Origin of the sequence: Reyranella sp., from assembly GCF_965227665.1 — a bacterium.
Taxonomy (GTDB): domain Bacteria; phylum Pseudomonadota; class Alphaproteobacteria; order Reyranellales; family Reyranellaceae; genus Reyranella.
In genome coordinates this window covers 721,398-743,932 of record NZ_OZ245767.1, presented here as the reverse complement: position 1 = coordinate 743,932, position 22,535 = coordinate 721,398, and the positions used below count along the sequence as shown (strand labels likewise).

Genomic DNA, 22,535 nt, shown 5'->3' with positions numbered 1-22,535 from the left:
GCGACCTGCACCGGGCGGATGGATATATGAGCCATGTGACGCCGGGAGCCTGCTCGCGGCGGTCGATGCGAGGGAGACGGGCGATGACGAGATGGTGGGCGGCGATCCTGGGCGTGCTGGCGGCTTCGGCCGCGACGGCACAGGACCGCACGCGCCTCGAGGTCTATTCGACCCTCGAGATCGAGAACCTCAACGACTTCAAGAAGACGTTCGAGGCCGAGAATCCCGATATCGAGATCCTGTGGAATCGCGATTCGACCGGGGTGATCACCGCGAAGATCCTGGCCGAGCAGGGGCAGCAGCGTGGCGACGCGATCTGGGGCCTGGCGGTCACGTCGATGCTGCTGCTGGACCAGCGCGGCCTGCTCGAACCCTATGCGCCCAAGAACCTCGCGGCGATCAAGCCCGCCTTTCGCGATCCCGCGAACCCGCCCGCCTGGGTTGGCATGGAAGCCTGGGTGGCCGCCGTCTGCTTCAACACCATCGAAGCGACGAAACTCTCGCTGCCCAAGCCGCAATCGTGGTTCGACCTGCTGGACCCACGCTTCAAGGGCAAGCTCACCATGCCGCATCCGGCTTCGTCGGGGACGGGCTATTTCCATGTCTCCGCCTGGATCCAGATGTTCGGTGAGGAAAAGGCCTGGGCGTTCATGAACAAGCTTCATGACAACATCGCGGTCTACGAACATTCCGGCACGAGGCCCTGCCGCCAGGCAGCGTCAGGCGAGTTCCCTGTCGGCATCTCCTACGAGCTCGCGGCGGCCAGCGCCCGCCAGAAGGGGGCGCCGATCGAGGGACTCATGATGAAGGAAGGCGGCGGCTGGGACATGGACGCGGCCGCCATCCTGCGCGGCACCAAGAAGCCGGAGGCGGCGCGCCGCCTCATGGACTTCGCGGCCAGCCGGCGAGCCAACGAGCTCTATGCCTCGTTCGTCAGCCAGGTCGCAATCGCCGGCATCGCCAGCACCATCCCGGACTATCCAGCCGGCGTCGCCGAATCGATGATCACCAACGACTTCGCCTGGGCGTCGGAGAACCGGGCGCGTATCCTCAGCGAGTGGGCGAAGCGCTACGAGGGCAAGGCCGCCCGCAAGTGATCAGGCGGCCTGCTTCTTGCCCTGGCCGATCTTGGACTCCGTGCCGTTCAGCAGGCGCGCGATGTTCTCGTGGTGGCGCACCCAGACGAGCGGCACAAGAAGCGTGAGCAGCATTGCGGCGCGCGGATCGGTGAGGAACCAGGCGGCGATCGCGGCGACCACGACGCTGAGCAGCGCGGCCAGCGAGGAGTAGCGGAAGGCGGCGGCGAGCAGCAGCCAGGCGGCGCAGGCAATCGCGCCGACCGGCCACGACAGGCCCCACATGACGCCGAGCGTCGTGGCGACGCCCTTGCCGCCCTTGAAGCCCAGCCATACCGGGAACATGTGGCCCAGTACGGCGCCCGCGGCAGCGGCGACGGCGGGAAGCTGACCCACCTGGTCGGCGATCACAACGGCCACCACCCCCTTCAGCGCATCGAAGAGCAGGGTCGCGGCGGCCAGTCCCTTCCGGCCGGTACGCAGCACGTTGGTGGCGCCGATATTGCCGGAGCCGACGTTGCGGATGTCGCCCAACCCCGCGGCGCGCGTCAGCAGCAGCCCGAAGGGGATGGAGCCCATCAGGTAGCCCATCAGGAACGGGCCGGCCATCAGGATCAGGGTCGAGATCATTGCCGAGACCTACGGGCTGAGCAGCCTGCAGTTCGTCGAATCGACGTAGGCGGTGGTCGGCGGCCCGATCAGCTCTGTCGATATCTGCTCGCCGGGCTGGATCAACACCGGGCCGTAATAGGCATCCTCCAGCGCGCGACTTCCGTTCATGAAGGTGCAGACCGCCTGGGTCTCGACCGCACGCTGGATGTTGGATTTCAGCACGATCGTGACCTGCCAGTAGCGCGACGGCCCGTAGGTCAGGTTGTTGGCGCCGATGGTGACCAGCGGCTGCGGCGTCGCGAAGTTCGGAACCGGACGCGGGCCGCTGCGGCGGGCCTGCGGCTGCGGCTTCGGACCCATGGCCTCCGGCGGCCGATAGGTGGACTGGCTGGGATCGAACGCCGCATTGGGATCGTAGGGCGCCGGTCCGGAGGATGCGGGCGCGCCGAGCGGCTGCGGGCTCCCCAAGGTTGCAGTGCCGCCCCCAGGCACGCCCAGCGGCTGCGGCGTCAGAGGCGCGGCGCTGATCGAGGAACCGGTGCTCGGCATTGGCGACAGGGGAGTTGGTGTCGGCTGCAGGGGCGTCGGCGTCGGAGCGGAAGCCGACGCCGCGGGTGCCGCGGCCGGAGCCTGCACGCCGCCGACCTGGGTCTGCAGGCGGTCGTAGCAGGACAGCCGCGCCTGGGTTTCGGTGATCTCGCTGCAGATCTGGATATGGCGCGTCAACGCATCCAGCAGGTCGTCGCGCGACCCGCCACGCTGCTGGGCCTGGGCGGTGCCGGCGAGCGCGACGGAGGCGACGCCGAGTAGAAGTGAGTGCCGGAGCATCATCGGTTCCCCGTTGAAAGACGATACGACCATATCAGACCAAATGGCCGATTGAAGGCGGCCGTCAGGCGAAAGCGGCCGCCGTCGTGAAACTGTCGTCGCGATAGATCGTCCGGCCGCCGACGATCGTGGCCAGGACGCGGCCCTGCACCGGGCGTTCGTCGAACGGCGAGTTCTTGGTTTTGCTCCAGAGATCGTCGCGATCGATCTTCCAGGCATAGTCGGCATCGAACAGGACCAGATCCGCCGGGGCACCCTTGGCCAGCCTGCCGGCCGGCAGGCCGAACAGCGACGCCGGTTTGGACGAGAGGAGCTGGAACAGCCGCGGCAGGGTGAGATGCCCGCCGTGCACGAGTTCGAGCGAGATCGGCAGCAGCGTCTCGAGCCCGATGCCGCCCGGCTCCGCCTGGGCGAAGGGCACGCGCTTGCTGTCCTGGTCCTGCGGCCGATGGTCGGAGACGATCGCGTCGATCGTGCCGTCCTTCAGTCCTTCGACGACGGCCAGCCGATCCTTCTCGGCGCGCAGCGGCGGCACCAGCTTGCCGAAGGTGCGATAGTCGCCGACGGCAAGATCGTTCAGCGCAAAGTAGGGCGCCGCCGTATCGCAGGTGATCCTGAGGCCGCGCGCCTTGGCGGCGGCGATCACCTCGAGCGATTCCGCGGTCGAGATCTTGGTGAGATGCATGCGGCCGCCGGTCATCTCCGCCAGCCTGATGTCGCGTTCGACCATCATCACTTCGGCCAGCGGCGGGCAACCGGACAGGCCGAGCCGCGTCGCCGTCGCGCCGCTGGTCATGGTGCCGCCGGACAGCGCCGGTTCCTGCGGCAGATGGACGATCAGCGCATCGAAGGTCTTGGCGTAGTAGAGGGCGCGGCGCATGACCTGGGCATTCGCCACGGCATGGTCCGCATCCGTGAAGGCCACGGCGCCGGCCTCGGCCAGCAGGCCGATCTCCGCGAGTTCCTTGCCTTCGAGGCCCACGGTCAGCGCGCCGTAGGCGTACATGTTGGCGAGCTTCACCTGACGGGCCCGGCGCGCCACGAACTCGATCAGCGAGGCGTCGTCGAACGGCGGCTCGGTGTCGGGCAGCAGCACCATCGAGGTGATGCCGCCGACCGCCGCGGCGGTGCCGGCGCTTTCCAGCGTCTCCTTGTGCTCCTCGCCGGGCTCGCCCGTGTGCACGCGCGTGTCGACGAGGCCGGGTGCGAGATAGTAGCCGCGGCAGTCGACCGACTGGATGCCGTAGGGTGCACCGGAGGCGAAGAGGTTGGGGCCGAAATCCGCGATCTTGCCGTCGCTGATCAGGACGGCGCCGAGATACTCGGCATTGCCGGTCGGGTCGACGATGCGGGCGTTGATATAGGCGGTCGAGCCGGCATGCGGCGGCGCGCCCTTGTCGATCTTTCCGCTCACGCCACGGCTCCGAACTGGTTGCGCTGTCCGCCGATCAGGGCATCGAGACAGGCCATGCGAACGGTCACGCCCATCTCGACCTGCTCGTGGATGACGCTGCGGTCGAGATCGTCGGCGACTTCCGAATCGATCTCGACGCCGCGGTTCATCGGGCCAGGGTGCATGATCAGCGCATCGGGTTTGGCATATTGCAGCTTGGCGCGATCGAGCCCGAAGAAATGGAAGTATTCGCTGATCGAGGGGACGAACGAGCCCTGCATCCGCTCGGTCTGCAGCCGCAGCATCATGACGATGTCGACGTCCTTCAGGCCGCTCTTCATGCTGTAGTGAACCTCGACGCCCATTTTCTCGACGTCGGTCGGCATCAGGGTCGGCGGTCCGACCACGCGCACGCGGGCGCCCATGATCTGCAGAAGGTGGATGTTCGAGCGCGCCACGCGGCTGTGCATGATGTCGCCGCAGATCGCCACGAGAAGGCCTTCGAGGCTGCCGCGTCGTCGTCGGATGGTCAGCGCGTCGAGCAGAGCCTGCGTGGGATGCTCATGCTGGCCGTCACCGGCGTTGATGACGGCGCAGTTGACCTTCTGCGACAGCAGATTGACGGCCCCGGACTCGTGGTGGCGCACGACGATGGCATCGGGTCGCATCGCATTGAGGGTCATCGCCGTGTCGAGCAGGGTCTCGCCCTTGCGCACGGAGGAGGTGGCGACATCCATGTTGATGACATCGGCACCCAGCCGCTTGGCGGCGACCTCGAAGCTCGTCCGCGTGCGCGTCGAGTTCTCGAAGAACAGGTTCATGATCGTGCGGCCGGCGAGCCTGTCGCGCCGTTTGTCCACGGACCTGTTCTGGTCGATGTAGGTTTCAGATAGGTCGAGCAAGCCCGAAATCGTTTCAGGCGAAAGACCCTCGATGCCGAGAAGGTGGGGCAACCTCGGCACGCCCGCGCGATTGTTTGTCACTAAAGCGCGACGTTAAGCACGCACGCACGGCGCTCGCAAGGAAGCGTTTTGGTGGATAACCGACGAGCCTCGAATCAGGTCGGCGGGCGCGGCCCCGTATAGCGCGCGCGAGGCCTTATCAGCGCACCGTGTGCGGCTTGCTCGATGGCATGCGCGATCCATCCGACGGTGCGTCCGAGAAGGAACAGAGCCAGCGCGGACTCCTTCGGCAGGTCGAGGACGCGCGCCAGGGCCACGGTCGCGAAATCGACGTTCGGCTTTCGGTCGATCTGCTGCTCGACGGCGCTTGCCGCGCGCTCGGCGAAGGCCAGCTCTGCGGAGCCGGGGACGAGCTCGCGCATCATCGTAAAAAGGGCGACGGCCCGGATGTCACCATCCGGATAGAGCGGGTGACCGAAACCCGGCATGTAAACTCGCTCTCTCACCCGGCGTGCGATCTCGGCGCCGATGTCGGGCACTTCTGCAAGATCGGCGAGGAGAGCCGCCACGCGGCGCGTCAGGCCACCGTGACGCGGGCCGTTGATCGCCACCAGCCCGGCCATCGTCGAGGCATAGAGATTGGCGCCGGTCGAGGCGACGACGCGTGCGGCGAAGGCCGACGCGTTGAACTCGTGATCGGCCGACAGGACGAGCGCGGCCCGGATCAGCGGCGCGCGCTCTGGCGGGACGTTCCAGGCCGCGGCCACCTGCTCGTGGATCGGCCGGTCGGAGAGCGGCTGGCCGGTCACGGCGGCCGCCAGCAGCCGCAGGATCCGAGCGCCGGTCTCGAGCATGGCGGTGCGATCCTCGACCCAGCTCGGATGATCCCAGCGTGACGCCGCGGGGAGCAGCACGAGGCAGGCATCGACGGGCGGCAGGGCGGAGGCAGCCTGCCAGGCGCTGCGCAGCGCGGCGGACATCGGCGGCAGGTTGCGCGCGGCGAAGGGCCGGTCGTCGCAATCCCACAGGAGTTGCGCGACCTGTTCCAGCGAGCTGTTGCGCGCCAGCCGCGCCGCGTCCTGGCCGCGATAGAAGAGGTGGCCGTTCTCGATCAGCGTGAGCGAGGATTCCAGAACCGGCGTGCCGAAGTCGAGCGCGTTGGCGGCAATCGACTCGGCCTTCCGCCCGACGTCGCGGCGGCGCTTGAGCTGGGCGACGTCGTCGGCACGATACCGCCGCTCACGCTGCCCGTTGGTGCCCTCCGAGCGCAGCAGGCCACGACTCACATAAGCGTAAAGCGTTGCGGCAGAGACGCCCAGGCGCCGCGCCGCTTCTTTCGAGGTGAGCCATTCCGTTGCCATTTCTTATTATGGATTAATTGAGTCAATATTGACAATACATGGACCGGATTGAATGTTGGCCGCGACTCAACTAGGGGATTTGCGATGCTGCAGACACGAGTGGACAGCGGACTCGACGGCGTGATCGTGGCCGACACGGTGATGAGCGAGGTGGACGGCGAGGCCGGTCGGCTGATCGTGCGGGGGCAGGCGATCGAAGACCTCGTCAGGAGCCGCGGCTTCGAGGGTGTAGCCGCGCTCCTCTGGGAAGGCTTTGCGGAGGGCGGCGGCGACGAGGCGGCCGTCCGGGCCGGGCTGGCGGCGGCGCGCATGCGCGCCTTTGCAGACGTGCCGAAGCTCCTCACGGCAACCGCGGGCCTGAACCCGGTGGAGGGGCTGCGGGTCGGACTCGGCATGCTCCCCGATTCCGATCCTATGCCGCACCATTATCTGGTTTGCGGCGCCCTGCCGGTCTTCCTGGCCGCGCTGCTGAGGGCCGCTGATTCCAAGCCCGCGCTGGCACCTGATCCGACCCTCACCACGGCGCAGGATCTTCTGCGGATGATTCGCGGCAACCGTGCCGAGGAAGCCTTCGAAAAAGGCCTCGATACCTATCTCGCGACAGTCACGGATCATGGCTTCAACGCTTCGACCTTCACCGCAAGGGTCGTCGCTTCGACACGGGCCGGGCTGATCTCCTCGGTGCTGGCGGCACTCTGCGCGCTGAAAGGCCCGCTGCATGGCGGTGCACCCGGCCCGGTGCTCGACATGTTCGACGAGATCGGATCGCCCGAGCGTGCCGAGGCATGGCTGGACGATGCCTTCGGCAAGGGCACGCGCCTGATGGGCTTCGGCCATCGCGTCTACAAGAAGCGCGATCCCCGGGCCGACGTGCTGAAGAACGCTGTGGCGATGCTGCCGCAGACGGCGGGACGGCTGGCCTTTGCGGTCGAGGTCGAGCGCAGCGCGATTGCCTCGTTGCGCAAGTACAAGCCCAAGCAGCGGCTCGACACCAACGTCGAATACTACACGGCACTGCTGCTGGAAGCGCTCGACATGCCGCGCAGCGCGTTCACCGCCTTGTTCGCCGTCGGTCGCGCGGCGGGCTGGTGCGCGCACATCTTCGAGCAGGAGAAGGGCGGGCGCCTGATCCGGCCGCAGTCGACCTATGTCGGGCCGCGCCCGGACTGAGCCTCAAGCGCGACGCACGGTGGCGCCGCGCCAGGTACGGGCGCGTGTTCCCGTGGCGTCGAACACCCAGAGAATGACGTCGGCGCCGGCCGGCGTGAAGCTGGCGGTGAAGTAGCGTCGCCAGAAGCTGCCGTCGGCATGGCTGAACAGGGCCTCGGTGCCGATCTGGTGGGGTCGCACCGTCAGGCTGGCCGAACGCGGCATCGCACGCGCATCGGCTGAACGCAGCAAGGCCACACCGCCCGTGACCTGGCCGAAGAACATCGTTTCGCCCACCTCATCCGTTTGCATCGGCCCGCCATCGATCCGCAGCCAGACGGCCGGCCTGTCATCGACACTGCGTACCGCGAACTGAACCGCGAAGGGCGTACCGCCGCCGAGATCCTCCCGGGGCGACGGGGGCGGCGGGACGATATCCTCGAGCGGGAGCGCTCGGTAGAAGCGGGCGGTGCCGGAATAGGTGCCGAGCCAGTCGGCCCATTGAACCTGTTGGGCGTGCGCATGCGTGGGGGCGAGGAGCAACCCCGAGGCGAGCATCGCGCGTCGCCGCGTGATCATCAGCGGGGCCCCTTAGTCGGCAAGGGCGGCCTGCTCCTCGTAGGTGGCGAAGAAGCGCCGGCCCGAACCTCGCTGGTTCTCATAGATCGAGCCCTGGTGATCGGCCGGTGGAAGCGGCATTCGAACCGGTGCCGGTCGCACGCGCGGCTCGATCGTCGGCTCGCCCAGCACCATGCGGCCGTTGAACTCGTCGAAGTCGGCGACACCCATCAGAGGCCAGGCATCGGCAGCGGCATATTCGTGCAGCAGGAGGCGGCGCTCGCGGTTCGAACGGTTGAGCGCCGAGCCATGGACCAGCCGCGCATGATGGATGGTCATCGACCCGGCCGGGCCCGTGAGCGCGACCGCCTTCGTGACATCGACGCCCGCTGTCTGAGGATCGAACGCCCCGCAGAAGCGACCATTGGCGTGGTGATCGTGGACCGGACCGTGGTGCGTGCCCGGCACGACCATGAGCGGGCCGTTGGCTTCGTCGCAATCGTCGAGATAGATGCCGGTCGCCAGCACGTCGTCGTTGCTGTGCGGATAGAAGGCCCAGTCCTGGTGCCATTCGACCGGCGAGCCGTAGCCCGCCGACTTCATGTTGAGCTTGCCGCCGTGCAGGCGGATGGCTGGCCCGACGAGTTGTGACAGGAGAGCGGTGATCTTGGGATCGCGCGCCAGGTCGTGAAAGAAGGCGTGGCGCTTGAACATCGCGGGCTTCAACCGGCGCACGCGGGGCATGGTCGCGCTGTGGCTGGGTTCGAGGTCGTAGAGATCGTCGTTGGCGGACACGCCGCGCGCCTCCGAAACCAGCTGGTCGGTCAGCCGCCTCAGTTCGGCTAGCTGGGCGCCCTCGATGAGGCGCGGGATCACGAGGTAACCGTCGCGGCGGTAGGTCTCGATTTGATGATCGGTCAGCATGCGGAAATCATAGCACGTGAAGCCCGCATCATCGATAATCGCGCCATGACGAGCCGTGCCCTTTTCCCGACCCTTGTCTATCGCGAGTCGCTCGTCGACCGGCGCTGGCGGCGCTTCAACCAGGATCTCGCCGACGAATGCCAGTCGCTGGCGGCGTCGGACGCAGCAGGACAGCGCTGGTCGGCCAAGCACTATCTCGGCGGCTATACGTCCTACGGTTCACTCGATCGCCTGCACCTCGTCTCCTCGCTGTTCGACCGGCTGCGCCGCCGCATCGATCCGCACGTGAAGAGCTTCGCGCGCGACCTGCACTACGATCTTTCCGGGCGGACACTCGAGATGACCGATTGCTGGGCCAACCTCATGCCGGCCGGCACGGTCCATTCCATGCACATCCATCCGACCTCCTTCGTCAGCGGCACCTACTACGTGTCGGTGCCGAAAGGGTCCGGGGCCATCAAGTTCGAGGACCCGCGGCTCGGCTACCAGATGGCGGCGCCGCCGCGCCGCGCCGATGCCCCCGAAGCCTATCGCGCCTTCGTCAGCGTGGCGGCACACGATGGCGATCTGGTACTGTTCGAAAGCTGGCTGCGTCACGAGGTGCCGCCGGCGAACTTCTCCGGCGAACGCATCTCGATCAGCTTCAACTACGCCTGCCTGCCAAAGTCCGGCCGCTGAGGGAACCACGATGCGCCTCTTTGCCCTGCTGCTTCTGTTCGCCGCCGCCGTCATCTCCACCGCCCGGGCGGCCGACGAGCTGCCGATCTTCGATGCCCACATGCACTACAGTCACGATGCCTGGTCGGTTGTCCCGCCCGCGGAAGTGATCGAGATCCTGAAGAAGGCGGGCATCAAGCGCGCCATGGTGTCGAGTTCGAACAACGAGGGCACCAAAATGCTGCAGGACGTGGCGCCGGGCATGATCGTGCCCGAGTTGCGGCCCTATCGTTCGCGGGGCGAGATCTCGACCTGGGCGAAGGATCCGACGCTGATCCCGTATCTCGAGGACCTGCTGTCGAAGCGCAAGTACAGGGCGATCGGCGAGTTCCACATCTATGGCGCCGATGCCGACCTGCCCAACGTGCGCCGCGTTGTGGAGTTGGCCAAGCAGTACGGGCTCTTCCTGCATTCGCATTCCGATGCCGACGCCGTGACGCGCCATTTTCAGCAGGATCCGAACGCCAGGGTCCTGTGGGCGCATTCGGGCTTCGAGCGGCCGGAGAAAGTGCGCGAGATGCTGCGCCGGTATCCGACCCTATGGTGCGATCTTGCCTTTCTCACGTCGCATGTCTCGAACGGCAAGGTGGCGCCGGGCTGGCGCGAACTCTTCATCGAGTTTCCCGACCGCTTCGTGCTGGGCAGCGATACCTTCACGCCAGAGCGCTGGCATTACGTGGTCGAGAATGCCCGCTGGTCGCGGCAATGGCTGTCGGACCTTCCCCCGGACGTCGCCCGCAAGATCGCGTACGAGAACGGCGACCGGCTTTTCGGCGGTGCGCCGTGAAGCCCGCCGCGGCGTTGCTCGGGGTTGTTCTGGCGACGCCGGCCTGGGCCGACTGTCCGCTCGACCTGGGACGCGGCACCGGATGGGTCGTCTTTTCCGGCGACTACCTGCTGGCGTTCCGGCCCGATCCGCTGCGCATCGAAGTGAGCGAGCCTTTCGCCCTGGTCGTCAATGTGTGTACCAGGCGGGGCGGGGCAGCCGAGCTGCTGGCCGTCGATGCCAACATGCCCGAGCATAGGCATGGCATGAACTACCGGGCCACCATCGTGGCGAAGGGAGACGGCCGCTTCAGGGCCGAGGGGCTCCTGTTCCATATGCCCGGTCGCTGGGAGATCAGCTTCGACGTGCGCGCGGGCGGCGAGAGCGAGCGCCTGACGCACGACATCGTTCTCAAGTGATCCGCCTGCTGCTGCTGGTTTCGTTGCTGGCGGCAGGGACCGTCGGCGTCCGCGCGCAGCAGCTGCTCGACTGGTCGCCGGAGGAGATCAGGGCCGTCGGGCTGCACGGTCCCTGGCCACCGCCACCTGTCCAGGATCCATCGAATCGAGTGTCCGGCACAGCGGCCGGCATTGCGTTGGGCGAGCATCTGTTCAACGAGCCGCGACTGTCGGGAGATGGACGCATGAGCTGCGCCACGTGCCATCAGGCCGGTCGCGAATGGAGCGACGGACTGGCCAAAGCGCGTGGCGCAGTCGAACTCGATCGCCGCACGCCGTCGCTGTGGAACATTGGCTATCTTCACTGGTTCGGCTGGGACGGGGCGGGCGACTCTCTGTGGGCCCAGAGCATCCGTCCGCTGCTCGATCCCCGAGAGATGAATGGCGGCCCGACGCGCGCCGGCGATTTGCTGCGAACCGATTCCGCTTTCGCGTGCGGATATGAAAGGGCGTTCGGGAACAAGCCCGGCACCGATGACGAGCGGTTGCTGGTAGACACCGCCAAGGCACTGGCGGCTTTTCAGGCGACACTGGTGAGTCCGCGCACGCCGTTCGACGATTTTCGGGACGCTATGGTCGCGGGCGACCGCGAAAGCGCGTCACTCTATCCGTTGGCGGCGCAACGCGGCCTAAGACTGTTCATCGGCGATCCAACTGCAATCTCTGCCACCTCGGACCGCGCTTCACGAGCGGCGAGTTCGGTGACATTGGAATCCCGTTCTTCGTCAGGCCGGGCGAAGTAGATCCAGGTCGCTTGGGCGGGTTGCAGCGATTGTCAGCCAGCCCGTTCAACTTGCTCGGCAAGTACAATGACGATGCAGCCGCAAGCAGCACGCACCGTGTACGACATGTCCAGCGGCAACATTCGAATTTCGGAGAGTTCCGCGTACCCGGCCTGCGCCAGATAGGTCGGGCCGGCCCCTACATGCACAATGGCAGCCTCGCGAGGCTCGAAGACGTCGTTAGGCACTATTCGGAGGTGAGTCCCGATAGACTTCACAGCGACGGCATCGCGCTGGTGCGGCCACTCGGCTTGACGCCGCAGCAGAGCGCGGATCTCGTGGCTTTTCTCCGCTCGCTCGACGCCAAGGCGCCACCGCGGCCGGCACCGGCGCCGCTCTGCCCATAAGAGGGCGACGCCGAGGGTGGCGTATAAGCTTCGATCTACTTGATCAGAAAGGCTTCCAGCTTCTTTCCGCTCTTGATTGCGGCGGTAAGCCATCTCGGACGATTGCCGCGGCCGGCCCAGGTCTCGGCGGCATTCTTCGGATTGCGATATAGCGGCGGCAGCTCTCTCCCTTTGAGCGGATGCGCCTTGCCACCGCGCTCAACGCCGTTCTTGCTGGGGACCGTTCCACGAAGTTCGGAAATGGCCTCGATCAACTTCATGCGCTGCTTTGAGATGCGCATCTCTATCTCGGCGTCGATCTGCGAACGCATCACAACCAAGTCATCAAAGGCCATCGACTTTATCTTCATGCTTACCAGCTCTCTTTCGTTGCGTAAGTCATGAATGGAGTACGCGCGAAGAGCGAATAGTGCAATATGATTGAGATATGAAGCGTGCGTTGATCATGCAAACTTTTTTGCTGCAATGCCGTCGGCATCGCGTTTGGTGTGATCGATGTCAGCGCAATCGCGCGATCAAACTTTCGAGAATCCAGGCTGCTGCCGCCGCATCAATGCGTTCGGCGCGCTTGGAACGCGTCATGTCATAGTCGTCGATCATCCCGCGCGTTACCGCGGCGGTGCTGAGCCTCTCGTCCTGAAAGACGATCGGCAGGGCGGCAAGTGATGGCGCTCCATGATTCTGGATGTTCGTCACGAACTGGCGCACGGACTGGCAGCGCGGACCTTCTGTGGCGTCCATGTTGAGCGGAAGTCCGACCACCAGCGCCTTGACCTCGTGCTTGCGTGTGAGTTCGGCGAGGGTGGCGAGATCCGCCGCGAGCTTCGTCCGCTTCAGAGTCGTGAGAGGTGTCGCCAGCATTCGCATCACATCCGAGGTGGCGATACCGATGGTCTTGCTGCCGAGATCGAGCGCCATCAATCGGCCGTCGCGTACGAGCAACGTCTTGAGCTCGGGTAAATCCACCACCGGCATTCTCAGAGCACCTTGCCTGTGAGCCAGGTCTCGGCGTGCGCCGCGACGCTCTCCCAGCCTGGTTGACCCAGGACCCAGTGTCCCTGGCCGTCAAATTCGACATAGTCGGAAACGTGGTCGAATCGCTTTGCGGTTCGCTGCACCACGTCGGGAGGTGCCAGCCTGTCCTGCCGGGCGGTGACGAAGAGCAGGGGGGCTGTCACGCACCTGGGATCGACGCTCGCCGCCTTTCTCCGGTCGAACCAGGGCAGGGCGATCTCCAAGAGTGCCCTTCCCGATTCGTGGACGAAAGCCGAATGCTCCTGGACGCCCATGGCACGATCCGCTGTATTGAAAGTGTAGGAAAGCGCCTCGCCGAGGGTCGCCCGATGTGGCCTTCGCCACCAAGCCCAGCGTGCCTGAATACGGGCGAAGGCCAGCAGATTGGACGGTCTGATCGCAAGGACGGCCGCGGGTGGGGCGGGGGTGAGCAGGACACCGGCCCGCGCGAGCCCCTTGGCGCACAGGAGCAGCGACAGCAATCCACCCATCGAATGGCCGATGACCACGGGCTTTTCCGGCAAAGCGAGGATCATTCGCTCCAGATCGGCGACGTAATCGAGCAAGCTGGTTTCGCCAAGAGCTTCCGGCGGCGCGTCCGGTGAGACATCATGGTGACGCAGCGAGTGTGCAATCGTGTGCCAGCCGCGCGCCTCCAGGAACGGCCGCCAATGGTGCCACACAGCGGATGTTCCCCACATGCCGTGAATCAGGACTGCCAAGCGAGCCATTCCCGAGGTTATAAGGCGTGAAGCGGAGCGGGTCGACACGGCCCCGATGGAAAGGTGTTCGGACAAGGTGACAGATACTCTTTACGCCATTCTCGCGATCTCGATCGTCCTCACCGTCGTCAGTCTGCTGGTGCCGCTCGCGGAACGCTTTCGACTACCGCACACCGTCCTGCTTGCCATAGCCGGCATGGGTATGGGCTTCCTCGGGTCGTGGGTCATAAGCCGTGGCATAAACCTTGGAGTCCTCACCGACGCCTTTGTCGGCCTCGACAAGCTGGAGGTCGGCACGGAAGTGTTCCTTCCGCTTTTCCTGCCCCCGTTATTGTTCACCGCCGGCCTAACGATCGACGTCCGGCGCCTGATGGACGAAATCCACGCCGTGCTCCTGCTGGCCGTGGTTGCAGTGCTCGTCTGCATCGCCTGCGTTGCAGGGGTGGTTCATTTTGCGACCGGCGTCGACCTTGTGGTCTGTCTGCTGCTCGGCGCTGTCGTCTCGACGACCGATCCGGCGGCCGTCATCGGCATCTTCCGGGATGTTGGTGCCCCCAAGAGGCTGTCGATCCTGGCCGAGGGTGAGTCTCTTCTGAACGATGCGGTGGCCATTGCGGCCTTCGGGCTGTTCATGGGCATCCTGGTGGCCCGCGCGTCGGGCGATTCCGCCATGCCGGCCGATGCCACGTCGGCCGTTGGCGTCTTCCTGCGCGAGTTCGTCGGCGGCCTGATGCTGGGCTTCGCCATGGCCAGGGTGGCCATGATGATCCTTCCGCGCCTGGGCGACTCCGATGCCGCCATCGCTTCGGTGACCTTGAGCCTCACCTATCTTTCGTTCATCGTGGCCGATCGATACATCCACGTTTCCGGCGTGGTCTCGGTGGTGATGGCGGCGCTCACCGTGGCAGCATACGGCCCGACCCACCTGCATCCCCGGCAATGGACGGCGTTGCGTCAGGTCTGGGCGCAGCTCGAATTCTGGGCCAACTGCCTCATCTTCGTGTTGGCCTCGATGATCGCGGCCGACGTGCTGCTCAAGATCAACTGGCTCTACATCTGGGGCGTCGTCGCCGTCGCCGTGGGCGCCTTCTCGGCCCGCGCGCTGGTGGTGTTCGGCATGTTTCCGATCCTCGAGACCCTCAAGCTCGTGCAGCCGGTCAACCGCCGCTACAAGACGATCCTGGTCTGGGGAGGCTTGCGCGGCGCGGTCACGATCGTTCTCGCCATGGTCGCGGCGGGTCACCAGCAGCTGCCCGAGGAGACCCGGGACTTCATCGCCATCTCGGCCGTCCTGTTCGTGCTTTTCACGCTGTTCGTGAACGCGACGACCCTCGGGCTCGTCATGCACATGTTCGGGCTGGACAAGCTCAGCCGCCTCGAACTGGCTCTGCGCGACCGGGTCCTCGCCCTCTCGCGCATCAACGTCGACCGGCATCTGCAGGATATCATCCGCCAGCACAACGAGCGAACCGACGGCTTTGCCGTGGATCCCACCTCGGCGGGCGACCCGGCGGTGGAGCCCGTACCGCCCGAACTGGCGCTCGATCTCGACGAGCGGGTCAAGATCGGCCTGGTCACCCTGTGCACGCGCGAGAAGGAACTTTATCTCGAGCTCTTCCAGCAGCAGATCCTGTCGCGCCGCATGGTGGCGATCCTGGCGGCGAACGCCGACCGCCTGATCGACACGGTGCGTGATAAGGGCGTGCAGGGCTACGAGGAATGGCTGGAGGGGATTTCCAAGCCGAATTACGGCTTTCGCGTCGCCCTGTGGCTGCATCGTCGGTTCGGCCTTGAGCGCATGCTGACCGATCGCCTGGCCGACCGGTTCGAAATCCTGATGGTGTCGCTCAGCGTGCTGGGCGAACTCGCGGTGTTCAACGCGAACTCCATCGCCGACCTGCTGGAGCATGATGCCGAAAAACGCCTTGCGGAGTTGATCTCCAGCCGCCAGGTCGGTGTTGAAGGCGCCCTGAAGGCTCTCTCGCTGCAATATCCCGGCTACTCTGAATCGGTACAGCAGCGCCAGCTCGAGCGCGCTGCGATTCGCTTCGAGGCTGAAGAATATGTCCGCCGGCTGCATGAGGGCATCATCAGCCGCGAGGTCTACAACGATCTCCGCGACAAGCTTGCCGAGCGGCGCAGCGCTGTGAGCCAGCGGCCGGCACTGGACCTCGGCCTCGAATTGCAGGCGATGATCGGCCGGGTGTCGCTGTTTGCCGCGCTGGACCGGGAGACCATCGTCCAGGTCGGCAAGCGGCTGCGCGCCCTCGTTGCCTTCCCGGGCGAGAAGATCATCCGGGTCGGCGGGCCGTCCGATGCGATGTATTTCGTCGCCGCGGGCGAGGTGACCGTTCATGTGCGGGGACTGCAGATCACGCTGAAGGAAGGCGACTTCTTCGGCGAGATGGGGCTCCTGAGCTCCCAGCCGCGCAATGCGGACGTGGTCGCAAACGGCTACTGCCACCTGCTGGTCCTCTACAAGAAGGACTTCGACCAGCTTCTCTCACGCAAGCCGGAGGTGCGGGCGGCGATCGAGGAAGTGGCGGCCCGCCGAGCCTGACCGACCCGCTACGGGTCGGTTGCCCGACAAAGGCAAACCGGCTACCAACCGCGAATACTGCTTTGTTTCTGGGCGTTTTGGAGTGCTGTTATGTCGCTCGACAAGGAGACGGTGGCCCGCATCGCGCGGCTGGCCCGTCTGAAGGTTCCTGAGGAGGAGCTCGCCCCGCTGGCCGGCGAGCTTTCGGGCATTTTTGCCTGGATCGAGCAGTTGAACGAAGTCGATACCAACAATGTCGAGCCGATGTCGTCGGTCTCCGACGTCACGCTCCCGATGCGCGCGGACAAGGTCACCGACGGCGGCATCGCGGAGAAGGTGCTGGCAAACGCGCCGGGCGGCGCGGTCTATATCGACCCCGCCGACAAGAATGCCGGTGGCTTCTTCACCGTCCCGAAGGTGGTGGAGTAGACTATGGCTGCTCTTACCGATCTCACGATCGCCCAGCTCACCTCGGCGCTGGCCAGCAAGGAAGCGAGCGCCGTCGAGGTGGCTGAGGCACACCTCGCGAAGCTCGACGAGCACCGCGCGCTCAACGCCTTCATCACCGAGACGCCGGACAAGGCGCGCGAGATGGCCAAGGCCTCCGACGCCCGCCGCGCCCAGGGCGAGGCGGGCCTGCTCGAAGGCGTGCCGCTGGCGATCAAGGACCTGTTCTGCACCGAGGGCGTGCAGACGACGGCCGCCTCGAAGATCCTCGAAGGGTTCGTGCCGCAATATGAAAGCACGGTGACGGCGAACCTGTGGAAGTCGGGCGCGGTGATGGTCGGCAAGACCAACCTCGACGAGTTCGCCATGGGCTCCTCGAACATGACCAGCCATTTCGGCGGCGTCGAGAATCCGTGGAAGCGCAAGGGTGACAACCGCAAGCTGGTGCCCGGCGGCTCGTCCGGTGGTTCTGCCGCCGCGGTCGCTGCCTACATGGTGCCAGGCAGCACGGGAACGGATACCGGCGGTTCGATCCGCCAGCCGGCCGCCTTTTGCGGCATCGTCGGCCTCAAGCCGACCTACGGCCGCTGCTCGCGCTGGGGTGTCGTCGCCTTCGCGAGTTCCCTCGACCAGCCGGGCCCGTTCGCCCGCACCGTCGAGGATACGGCTCTGCTGCTGCAGGCCATGTCGGGTCACGACCCGAAGGATTCGACCTCGGCGCCGCTGCCGGTGCCGGATTTCGCCGCCGCCGCGCGCAACCCGGACATCCGGGGCATGAAGGTCGGCATTCCAAAGGAGTACCGCGTCGACGGCACCTCCGAGGAGATCGTGGCCCTGTGGTCGAAGGGCATTGCGATGCTGAAGGCGGCCGGTGCGGAGCCGGTCGAGGTGTCGCTGCCGCACACCAAATACGCCTTGCCGGCCTATTACATCGTGGCGCCGGCGGAATGCTCGTCCAACCTGGCGCGTTACGACGGCGTCCGCTTCGGCCTGCGCGTGCCGGGCAAGGACCTGACGGAGCTCTACGAGAACACGCGCGGCGCCGGCTTCGGCAAGGAAACCCGCCGTCGCATCCTGATCGGCACCTACGTGTTGTCGGCCGGCTATTACGACGCCTACTACAAGAAGGCGCAACAGATCCGGGCGCTGATCGCGCGCGACTTCAAGCAGGCGTTCGAGAAATGCGACGTGCTGCTGACGCCGACCGCGCCGACGGCGGCTTTCGCGGCCGGCGAGCAGATGGACGATCCGGTGGCCATGTACCTCAACGACATGTTCACGATCCCCGCATCGATGGCGGGCCTGCCGGGTATCTCGGTGCCGGTGAGCCTCGACAAGGACGGGCTGCCGCTCGGGCTGCAGCTGATTGGCCGTTCCTTCGACGAGGAAACGTTGCTGCGTGCCGCGGCGGCGCTCGAGATGGCGGCGGGCTTCAACGCCCGCGCCGCGGGGTACTGAGCGAGGCGCGTCGTATCGCGAAACGATGCGCTCGTTCTGCAATTCGTGTCGCGTGAGCCGTGGAGACGGGTCCGCCCTGAACGCGTAAGCTTCCGGCAACTCCGGAGGAAACGAACATGGCGGACTTCGATCTCGTAGTGCGTGGCGGCAACCTGGCGGACGGCACGGGAGCCGCCATCAGGGAAGCCGATGTCGCGGTGAAGGACGGCAGGATCGCCGCCGTCGGCAAGGTGAGCGGGCAGGGCAGGGAAGAGATCGACGGCAAGGGCATGCTGGTGACACCCGGCTTCGTCGACATCCATACCCACTATGACGGCCAGGCCACCTGGGATTCCTACCTGCAGCCCTCGAGCTGGCACGGCGTGACCACCGCCGTGATGGGCAATTGCGGCGTCGGCTTCGCGCCGGTGAAGGTCGAGGACCGGCAGCGCCTCATCGAATTGATGGAAGGCGTCGAGGACATTCCCGGCGCCGCGCTCGACGAAGGCCTCAACTGGTCGTGGGAATCGTTCGGGCAGTATCTCGATGCGCTCGATGCCAAGCCGCGCGACATGGATCTCGGCGCCCAGCTGCCGCACGGCGCGTTGCGCGTCTTCGTGATGGGTGAGCGAGCCGCCCGCCTCGAGGAGGCGACATCGGAGGAGGTGGCGCAGATGCGCGCCCTGACCGCGCAGGCGATGCGCGACGGCGCCATCGGCTTCTCGACCTCGCGCACGCTCAACCACCGCACGGTGAAGGGCGATCCGACGCCGTCGCTGCGCGCCTCCGAGGAGGAGCTGCTCGGCATCGCGCTCGGCATGAAGGATGCCGGCCGCGGTGTCATCGAGTTCATCTCCGATTTCAACACGCCCAATCCCGAGAGCGAGTTCGAGATGCTCGACCGGCTGCTCACGGCGTCAGGCCGTCCGTTCTCCGTGTCGCTCGCCCAGCGCCATTCACGGCCTGACGGTTGGCGTCGACTGCTCGGCCTCGTCGAAGGACTGGTCGCCAAGGGCCACAGCGCCAAGGCGCAGGTCGCGCCGCGTCCGATCGGCGTGTTGCAGGGCCTGCAGGCGAGCCGCATCCCGTTCTCGATGTGCGCCGCCTACAAGGAGATCCAGCACAAGTCGGTCGAGGAGCGGCTGGCGATCATGCGCGATGCCGCCTTCCGCGCCCGCATCCTCAAGGAGAGCAACGAGCCGCTGCGCTCGGAGATGGCGGCGCGTCTCACCGACTTCGACCGCATGTTCCCCCTGGGCGATCCGCCCAACTACGAGCCGCCGCAGGAGAGCTCGTTCGGCGCCCGCGCCGCGCGCGAGGGCCGCGATCCGCGCGAACTGGTCTACGACTACCTGATCGAGGGCGAGGGCCGGAACTTCATCTTCGCGCCGTTCGCGAACTACGCGGCCTACAATCTCGACTGCTGCAGCGAGATGATGCAGAGCCCGCACACGCTGATCGGCCTCGGCGACGGTGGCGCGCATGTCGGCCTGATCTCCGACGGCTCGTTCCCGACCTATCTCCTGTCCCATTGGGGACGCGATCGCGCTTCCGGCCGGCTCGACGTGAGCTGGCTGGTGAAGCGTCAGACGCTGGATAGCGCCAAGGCCGTGGGTCTCAACGACCGCGGCGTCGTGGCGGTCGGCAAGAAGGCCGACCTCAACGTCATCGACTTCGACAAATTGCGCGTAGAAGCGCCGGTGATGAAGTGGGACCTGCCGGCCGGCGGCAAGCGCCTGCTGCAGCGCGCGACCGGATACCGCGGGACCATCGTGTCGGGGCAGGTCACGTATCGTGACGGCGAGGCGACCGGAGCGCTGCCGGGTCGGCTGGTGCGCGGCGCGCAGGCCGGCTGACCGGCCCACGCGCAAGCGGCATCGAGGGCGATCAGTCGCCCTTGATGTCGTTGTCCTTGATGACCTTGAACCAGCGGTCCTGTTCGCTCTTCTGGTAGGCGGCGAACTCCTCGGGCGAGGTCGTCAGGATTTCCATGTTGAACTGCTCGATGAACTTCTGCGTCACATCGGGCGCCAGCACCGCCTTCTTGATCTCGGCATTCATGCGGTCGACGATCGGGCGCGGGGTGCCGGTCGGCGCATAGACGCCCCACCAGGAATAGGAAGGGAAGCTCTTGACGCCCTGCTCGATGAGGGTGGGCGTGTCGGGCAGCGCCGGCGTGCGCTTCTCGCCGGTCACGGCCAGTGCCCGCACCTTGTTCGCGCGGATGTGCGGACTGAAGGAGGTCAGGCTGCCGATGGCCACGTCGGTAACGCCGGCCAGGATGTCCTGGTTGAGCGGTCCGCCGCCCTTGTACGGGATCAGGTTGAGGTCGACGCCGTTCTCCTTCTTGATGAGCGTCATCAGCACCAGCGCCTGGCTGGCGCCCAGCACGCCGACATTGACCTTGCCCGGTCGCGCCTTGGCGTCGGCGATCACCTCGGCGAAACTCTTGTAGGGCCGGTCGGGATGGGCGCAGATCGCCTGCGGCGTGCGGCCGATCAACATGACGTTGAAGAGCTCGGAATCCTTGTACGGCAGGCCCGAAGCAAAAGCGGGATTGAGGATGTGGCTGTCGAAGGTGAGCATCCAGGTCTGGCCGTCGGGCGGCGCCTTGGCCGCGATCGCCGAGCCGACGGCACCGGTACCGCCCGGCTTGTTGTCGATCAGGATGTTCCAGCCCGTGTTCTCGATCATCTTGGCCTGGATGATGCGCGCGACCGGATCGGTCGACCCGCCGGGCGGGAAGGGGACGATGATCTTGACGGCACCCTTTGGCCAGTCGGCCGTGCCCTGGGCGCGAACGAGGCCGGGTGCGGCCAGCGCGGCGGCGGCAGTGCCGACGAGCAGCGTACGGCGATTGAACGTCGTCATGAAATCCTCCCTGCGGATACGTCTTGTTGTGGGCGGTCCCCGGCGGCGACCGCTCCTTGCCCACGCTTTTACTTCAGGCCATTTGACCTCGGGAAGAACGATCTTGTGCCGAAAATATGGCGTTCCACGACCCACGCCATCGACCTTTTGCCAAGCGAAGCGGTATTGGCTATCTAACCCTTATGTCGCTCATCAAAGGTGAAACCGGCGAGTGGGAGATCGTCCTGGGGCTGGAAGTCCATGCCCAGGTGATTTCCGACGCCAAGCTCTTCTCCGGCGCGCCGACGACGTTCGGTGCCGATCCCAACACGCAGGTGTCGCTGGTCGACGCCGCCATGCCCGGCATGCTGCCCGTGATCAACGAGCGCTGCGTGGAGCAGGCGGTCCGGACCGGTCTCGGCCTCAATGCCAAGATCAACCTGCGCTCCATCTTCGACCGTAAGAATTACTTCTACCAGGACCTGCCGCAGGGCTACCAGATCTCGCAGTACAAGGATCCGATCGTGGGCGAGGGCGTGGTCGAGATCGATCTCGACGGTGGCGTCACCAAGAAGATCGGTATCGAGCGGCTGCATCTCGAGCAGGATGCGGGCAAGAGTATGCACGACCAGCATCCGAGCCAGACCTATGTCGACCTGAACCGGTCCGGCGTGGCGCTGATGGAGATCGTTAGCAAGCCCGACATGCGCACCGCCGACGAAGCGGCGGCCTATCTCACCAAGCTGCGCTCGATCGTGCGCTATCTCGGTACCTGCGACGGCAACATGGACGAGGGCTCCATGCGTTGCGACGTCAACGTGTCGGTGCGCAGGCCGGGCGGCGAACTGGGCACCCGCTGCGAAATCAAGAACGTGAACTCGATCCGCTTCGTGAAGCAGGCGATCGAGTACGAGGCGCGCCGCCAGGTCGAGGTGATCGAAGGGGGCGGCACGATCAAGCAGGAAACCCGGAACTTCGATCCGGGGCGCGGCGAGACGCGTTCGTCCCGCTCGAAGGAAGACGCGCAGGACTATCGCTACTTCCCCGATCCCGACCTGCTGCCGCTGATCTTCACGCAGGACTATGTCGACCAGATCCGGGCGACCCTGCCGGAGCTGCCCGACGCGCGGAAGAACCGCTACATTAAGGATTTCGGCCTCTCGCCCTATGACGCGGGCGTGCTGACGGCCGAGAAGGCCACGGCCGAGTTCTTCGAAGCCGTCGCCAAGGGCCGCGATGCCAAGCAGGCCGCCAACCTGGTGACCGGCGATTTCTTCGCCATGCTGAACCGCCGCGGCGCCACCTTCGAGACGTCGCCGATCAGCGCCGCCCACCTCGGCAAGCTGCTCGACCTGCAGGCCGACGGCACGATTTCGGGCCGTATCGCCAAGGACCTGTTCGTCGCCATGGAAGAGACGGGCAAGGACCCGGCCGTCCTGGTCGAGGAACGCGGCCTGAAGCAGGTGACGGACACCGGCGCGATTGAAGCCGCCATCAAGGCGGTCATCGACGCCAACCCCGGCCAGCTTGCGGCCTACAAGGCCAAGCCGACTCTGTTCGGCTGGTTCGTCGGCCAGGTCATGAAGTCGACCGGCGGCAAGGCCAACCCGAAGGTCGTGAACGAGCTGCTCAAGAAAGCGCTCGACGCCTGAC

At 66.0% G+C, this 22,535-nt stretch carries 22 protein-coding genes; 11 read left to right on the top strand and 11 right to left on the bottom strand.

Annotation, left to right across the window (positions count from 1 at the left end):
* Positions 1–83: 83 nt before the first annotated feature.
* On the top strand, positions 84–1,097 hold the full coding sequence (locus ACO07I_RS03675; protein WP_422014421.1) for a putative 2-aminoethylphosphonate ABC transporter substrate-binding protein: 1,014 nt from the start codon (positions 84–86) through the stop codon (positions 1,095–1,097).
* Here the strand turns inward: ACO07I_RS03675 and plsY are convergent, their stop codons facing one another.
* The 5 genes from plsY to ACO07I_RS03650 all read right to left on the bottom strand — a co-directional run bounded on the left by plsY (position 1,098) and on the right by ACO07I_RS03650 (position 6,172).
* On the bottom strand, positions 1,098–1,706 hold the full coding sequence (plsY, locus tag ACO07I_RS03670; RefSeq protein WP_422014419.1) for a glycerol-3-phosphate 1-O-acyltransferase PlsY: 609 nt from the start codon (positions 1,704–1,706) through the stop codon (positions 1,098–1,100).
* A gap of 9 nt (positions 1,707–1,715) precedes the next feature.
* Complete coding sequence (locus ACO07I_RS03665; protein ID WP_422014417.1) at positions 1,716–2,516, bottom strand: hypothetical protein; 801 nt, start codon at positions 2,514–2,516, stop codon at positions 1,716–1,718.
* Between the two features lie 64 nt (positions 2,517–2,580).
* Positions 2,581–3,930: a dihydroorotase gene (pyrC, locus tag ACO07I_RS03660; protein ID WP_422014415.1), complete on the bottom strand. Its 1,350-nt coding sequence runs from the start codon at positions 3,928–3,930 to the stop codon at positions 2,581–2,583.
* Positions 3,927–4,892: an aspartate carbamoyltransferase catalytic subunit gene (locus tag ACO07I_RS03655; protein WP_422014413.1), complete on the bottom strand. Its 966-nt coding sequence runs from the start codon at positions 4,890–4,892 to the stop codon at positions 3,927–3,929. The genes pyrC and ACO07I_RS03655 overlap by 4 nt, the downstream gene beginning before the upstream one ends.
* 74 nt (positions 4,893–4,966) lie before the next feature.
* Positions 4,967–6,172, bottom strand: coding sequence for a citrate synthase family protein (locus ACO07I_RS03650; protein WP_422014411.1), 1,206 nt, complete (start codon positions 6,170–6,172; stop codon positions 4,967–4,969).
* A gap of 84 nt (positions 6,173–6,256) precedes the next feature.
* Here ACO07I_RS03650 and ACO07I_RS03645 point away from each other — a divergent pair, with 84 nt between their 5' ends.
* Complete coding sequence (locus ACO07I_RS03645; protein WP_422014409.1) at positions 6,257–7,342, top strand: citrate synthase/methylcitrate synthase; 1,086 nt, start codon at positions 6,257–6,259, stop codon at positions 7,340–7,342.
* A gap of 3 nt (positions 7,343–7,345) precedes the next feature.
* On the opposite strand, the gene ACO07I_RS03640 is transcribed toward ACO07I_RS03645, so the two are convergent.
* Both ACO07I_RS03640 and ACO07I_RS03635 read right to left on the bottom strand, forming a co-directional pair.
* Complete coding sequence (locus ACO07I_RS03640) at positions 7,346–7,900, bottom strand: hypothetical protein (RefSeq protein ID WP_422014407.1); 555 nt, start codon at positions 7,898–7,900, stop codon at positions 7,346–7,348.
* Between the two features lie 12 nt (positions 7,901–7,912).
* Entirely contained in the window at positions 7,913–8,803 is an 891-nt protein-coding gene (locus ACO07I_RS03635; protein WP_422014405.1) for a phytanoyl-CoA dioxygenase family protein, read from the bottom strand.
* A gap of 45 nt (positions 8,804–8,848) precedes the next feature.
* On the opposite strand from ACO07I_RS03635, the gene ACO07I_RS03630 reads away from it, so the two are divergent.
* From ACO07I_RS03630 to ACO07I_RS03615, 4 genes are read left to right on the top strand one after another with little or no spacing between them, the layout of a single operon-like run.
* Positions 8,849–9,481: a TIGR02466 family protein gene (locus ACO07I_RS03630; protein ID WP_422014403.1), complete on the top strand. Its 633-nt coding sequence runs from the start codon at positions 8,849–8,851 to the stop codon at positions 9,479–9,481.
* A 10-nt stretch (positions 9,482–9,491) separates the two neighbouring features.
* Complete coding sequence (locus tag ACO07I_RS03625) at positions 9,492–10,307, top strand: amidohydrolase family protein (protein ID WP_422014401.1); 816 nt, start codon at positions 9,492–9,494, stop codon at positions 10,305–10,307.
* Positions 10,304–10,705, top strand: a complete 402-nt coding sequence (locus ACO07I_RS03620) for a hypothetical protein (protein WP_422014399.1) — start codon at positions 10,304–10,306, stop codon at positions 10,703–10,705. Before ACO07I_RS03625 ends, ACO07I_RS03620 begins: the two co-directional genes overlap by 4 nt.
* Entirely contained in the window at positions 10,702–11,487 is a 786-nt protein-coding gene (locus ACO07I_RS03615) for a cytochrome-c peroxidase (protein WP_422014397.1), read from the top strand. The genes ACO07I_RS03620 and ACO07I_RS03615 overlap by 4 nt, the downstream gene beginning before the upstream one ends.
* 421 nt (positions 11,488–11,908) lie before the next feature.
* Here the strand turns inward: ACO07I_RS03615 and ACO07I_RS03610 are convergent, their stop codons facing one another.
* From ACO07I_RS03610 to ACO07I_RS03600, 3 genes are all read right to left on the bottom strand, one after another.
* A complete protein-coding gene (locus ACO07I_RS03610; protein ID WP_422014395.1) occupies positions 11,909–12,223 on the bottom strand; it encodes an H-NS family nucleoid-associated regulatory protein in 315 nt (104 codons plus the stop codon).
* A 148-nt stretch (positions 12,224–12,371) separates the two neighbouring features.
* Complete coding sequence (gene ruvX, locus ACO07I_RS03605; RefSeq protein WP_422014393.1) at positions 12,372–12,848, bottom strand: Holliday junction resolvase RuvX; 477 nt, start codon at positions 12,846–12,848, stop codon at positions 12,372–12,374.
* Positions 12,849–12,850: 2 nt separating this feature from the next.
* Positions 12,851–13,609 (bottom strand): alpha/beta hydrolase, encoded by a 759-nt coding sequence (locus ACO07I_RS03600; protein WP_422014391.1) that lies wholly within the window; start codon positions 13,607–13,609, stop codon positions 12,851–12,853.
* 76 nt (positions 13,610–13,685) lie between these two features.
* On the opposite strand from ACO07I_RS03600, the gene ACO07I_RS03595 reads away from it, so the two are divergent.
* The 4 genes from ACO07I_RS03595 (at position 13,686) to ACO07I_RS03580 (ending at position 19,888) form a co-directional block, all read left to right on the top strand.
* Positions 13,686–16,169 (top strand): cation:proton antiporter, encoded by a 2,484-nt coding sequence (locus tag ACO07I_RS03595; RefSeq protein ID WP_422014389.1) that lies wholly within the window; start codon positions 13,686–13,688, stop codon positions 16,167–16,169.
* Positions 16,170–16,259: 90 nt separating this feature from the next.
* On the top strand, positions 16,260–16,577 hold the full coding sequence (gene gatC, locus ACO07I_RS03590; protein WP_422014387.1) for an Asp-tRNA(Asn)/Glu-tRNA(Gln) amidotransferase subunit GatC: 318 nt from the start codon (positions 16,260–16,262) through the stop codon (positions 16,575–16,577).
* Between the two features lie 3 nt (positions 16,578–16,580).
* Positions 16,581–18,053: an Asp-tRNA(Asn)/Glu-tRNA(Gln) amidotransferase subunit GatA gene (gatA, locus tag ACO07I_RS03585; RefSeq protein ID WP_422014385.1), complete on the top strand. Its 1,473-nt coding sequence runs from the start codon at positions 16,581–16,583 to the stop codon at positions 18,051–18,053.
* Positions 18,054–18,169: 116 nt separating this feature from the next.
* A complete protein-coding gene (locus tag ACO07I_RS03580; RefSeq protein WP_422014383.1) occupies positions 18,170–19,888 on the top strand; it encodes an N-acyl-D-amino-acid deacylase family protein in 1,719 nt (572 codons plus the stop codon).
* A 31-nt stretch (positions 19,889–19,919) separates the two neighbouring features.
* On the opposite strand, the gene ACO07I_RS03575 is transcribed toward ACO07I_RS03580, so the two are convergent.
* Positions 19,920–20,903: a Bug family tripartite tricarboxylate transporter substrate binding protein gene (locus tag ACO07I_RS03575; protein WP_422014381.1), complete on the bottom strand. Its 984-nt coding sequence runs from the start codon at positions 20,901–20,903 to the stop codon at positions 19,920–19,922.
* A 182-nt stretch (positions 20,904–21,085) separates the two neighbouring features.
* Between ACO07I_RS03575 and gatB the strand changes: the two genes are divergently transcribed.
* Positions 21,086–22,534, top strand: coding sequence for an Asp-tRNA(Asn)/Glu-tRNA(Gln) amidotransferase subunit GatB (gatB, locus tag ACO07I_RS03570; protein WP_422014379.1), 1,449 nt, complete (start codon positions 21,086–21,088; stop codon positions 22,532–22,534).
* Position 22,535: the final 1 nt, after the last annotated feature.

Coding starts and splice junctions, on each gene's coding strand:
- ACO07I_RS03675 (WP_422014421.1), top strand. CDS start 84: ATGACGAGATGGTGGGCGGCGATCCTGGGCGTGCTGGCGGCTTCGGCC.
- plsY (WP_422014419.1), bottom strand. CDS start 1,706: ATGATCTCGACCCTGATCCTGATGGCCGGCCCGTTCCTGATGGGCTAC.
- ACO07I_RS03665 (WP_422014417.1), bottom strand. CDS start 2,516: ATGCTCCGGCACTCACTTCTACTCGGCGTCGCCTCCGTCGCGCTCGCC.
- ACO07I_RS03650 (WP_422014411.1), bottom strand. CDS start 6,172: ATGGCAACGGAATGGCTCACCTCGAAAGAAGCGGCGCGGCGCCTGGGC.
- ACO07I_RS03645 (WP_422014409.1), top strand. CDS start 6,257: ATGCTGCAGACACGAGTGGACAGCGGACTCGACGGCGTGATCGTGGCC.
- ACO07I_RS03640 (WP_422014407.1), bottom strand. CDS start 7,900: ATGATCACGCGGCGACGCGCGATGCTCGCCTCGGGGTTGCTCCTCGCC.
- ACO07I_RS03635 (WP_422014405.1), bottom strand. CDS start 8,803: ATGCTGACCGATCATCAAATCGAGACCTACCGCCGCGACGGTTACCTC.
- ACO07I_RS03630 (WP_422014403.1), top strand. CDS start 8,849: ATGACGAGCCGTGCCCTTTTCCCGACCCTTGTCTATCGCGAGTCGCTC.
- ACO07I_RS03625 (WP_422014401.1), top strand. CDS start 9,492: ATGCGCCTCTTTGCCCTGCTGCTTCTGTTCGCCGCCGCCGTCATCTCC.
- ACO07I_RS03610 (WP_422014395.1), bottom strand. CDS start 12,223: ATGAAGATAAAGTCGATGGCCTTTGATGACTTGGTTGTGATGCGTTCG.
- ruvX (WP_422014393.1), bottom strand. CDS start 12,848: ATGCCGGTGGTGGATTTACCCGAGCTCAAGACGTTGCTCGTACGCGAC.
- gatC (WP_422014387.1), top strand. CDS start 16,260: ATGTCGCTCGACAAGGAGACGGTGGCCCGCATCGCGCGGCTGGCCCGT.
- gatA (WP_422014385.1), top strand. CDS start 16,581: ATGGCTGCTCTTACCGATCTCACGATCGCCCAGCTCACCTCGGCGCTG.
- ACO07I_RS03580 (WP_422014383.1), top strand. CDS start 18,170: ATGGCGGACTTCGATCTCGTAGTGCGTGGCGGCAACCTGGCGGACGGC.
- ACO07I_RS03575 (WP_422014381.1), bottom strand. CDS start 20,903: ATGACGACGTTCAATCGCCGTACGCTGCTCGTCGGCACTGCCGCCGCC.
- gatB (WP_422014379.1), top strand. CDS start 21,086: ATGTCGCTCATCAAAGGTGAAACCGGCGAGTGGGAGATCGTCCTGGGG.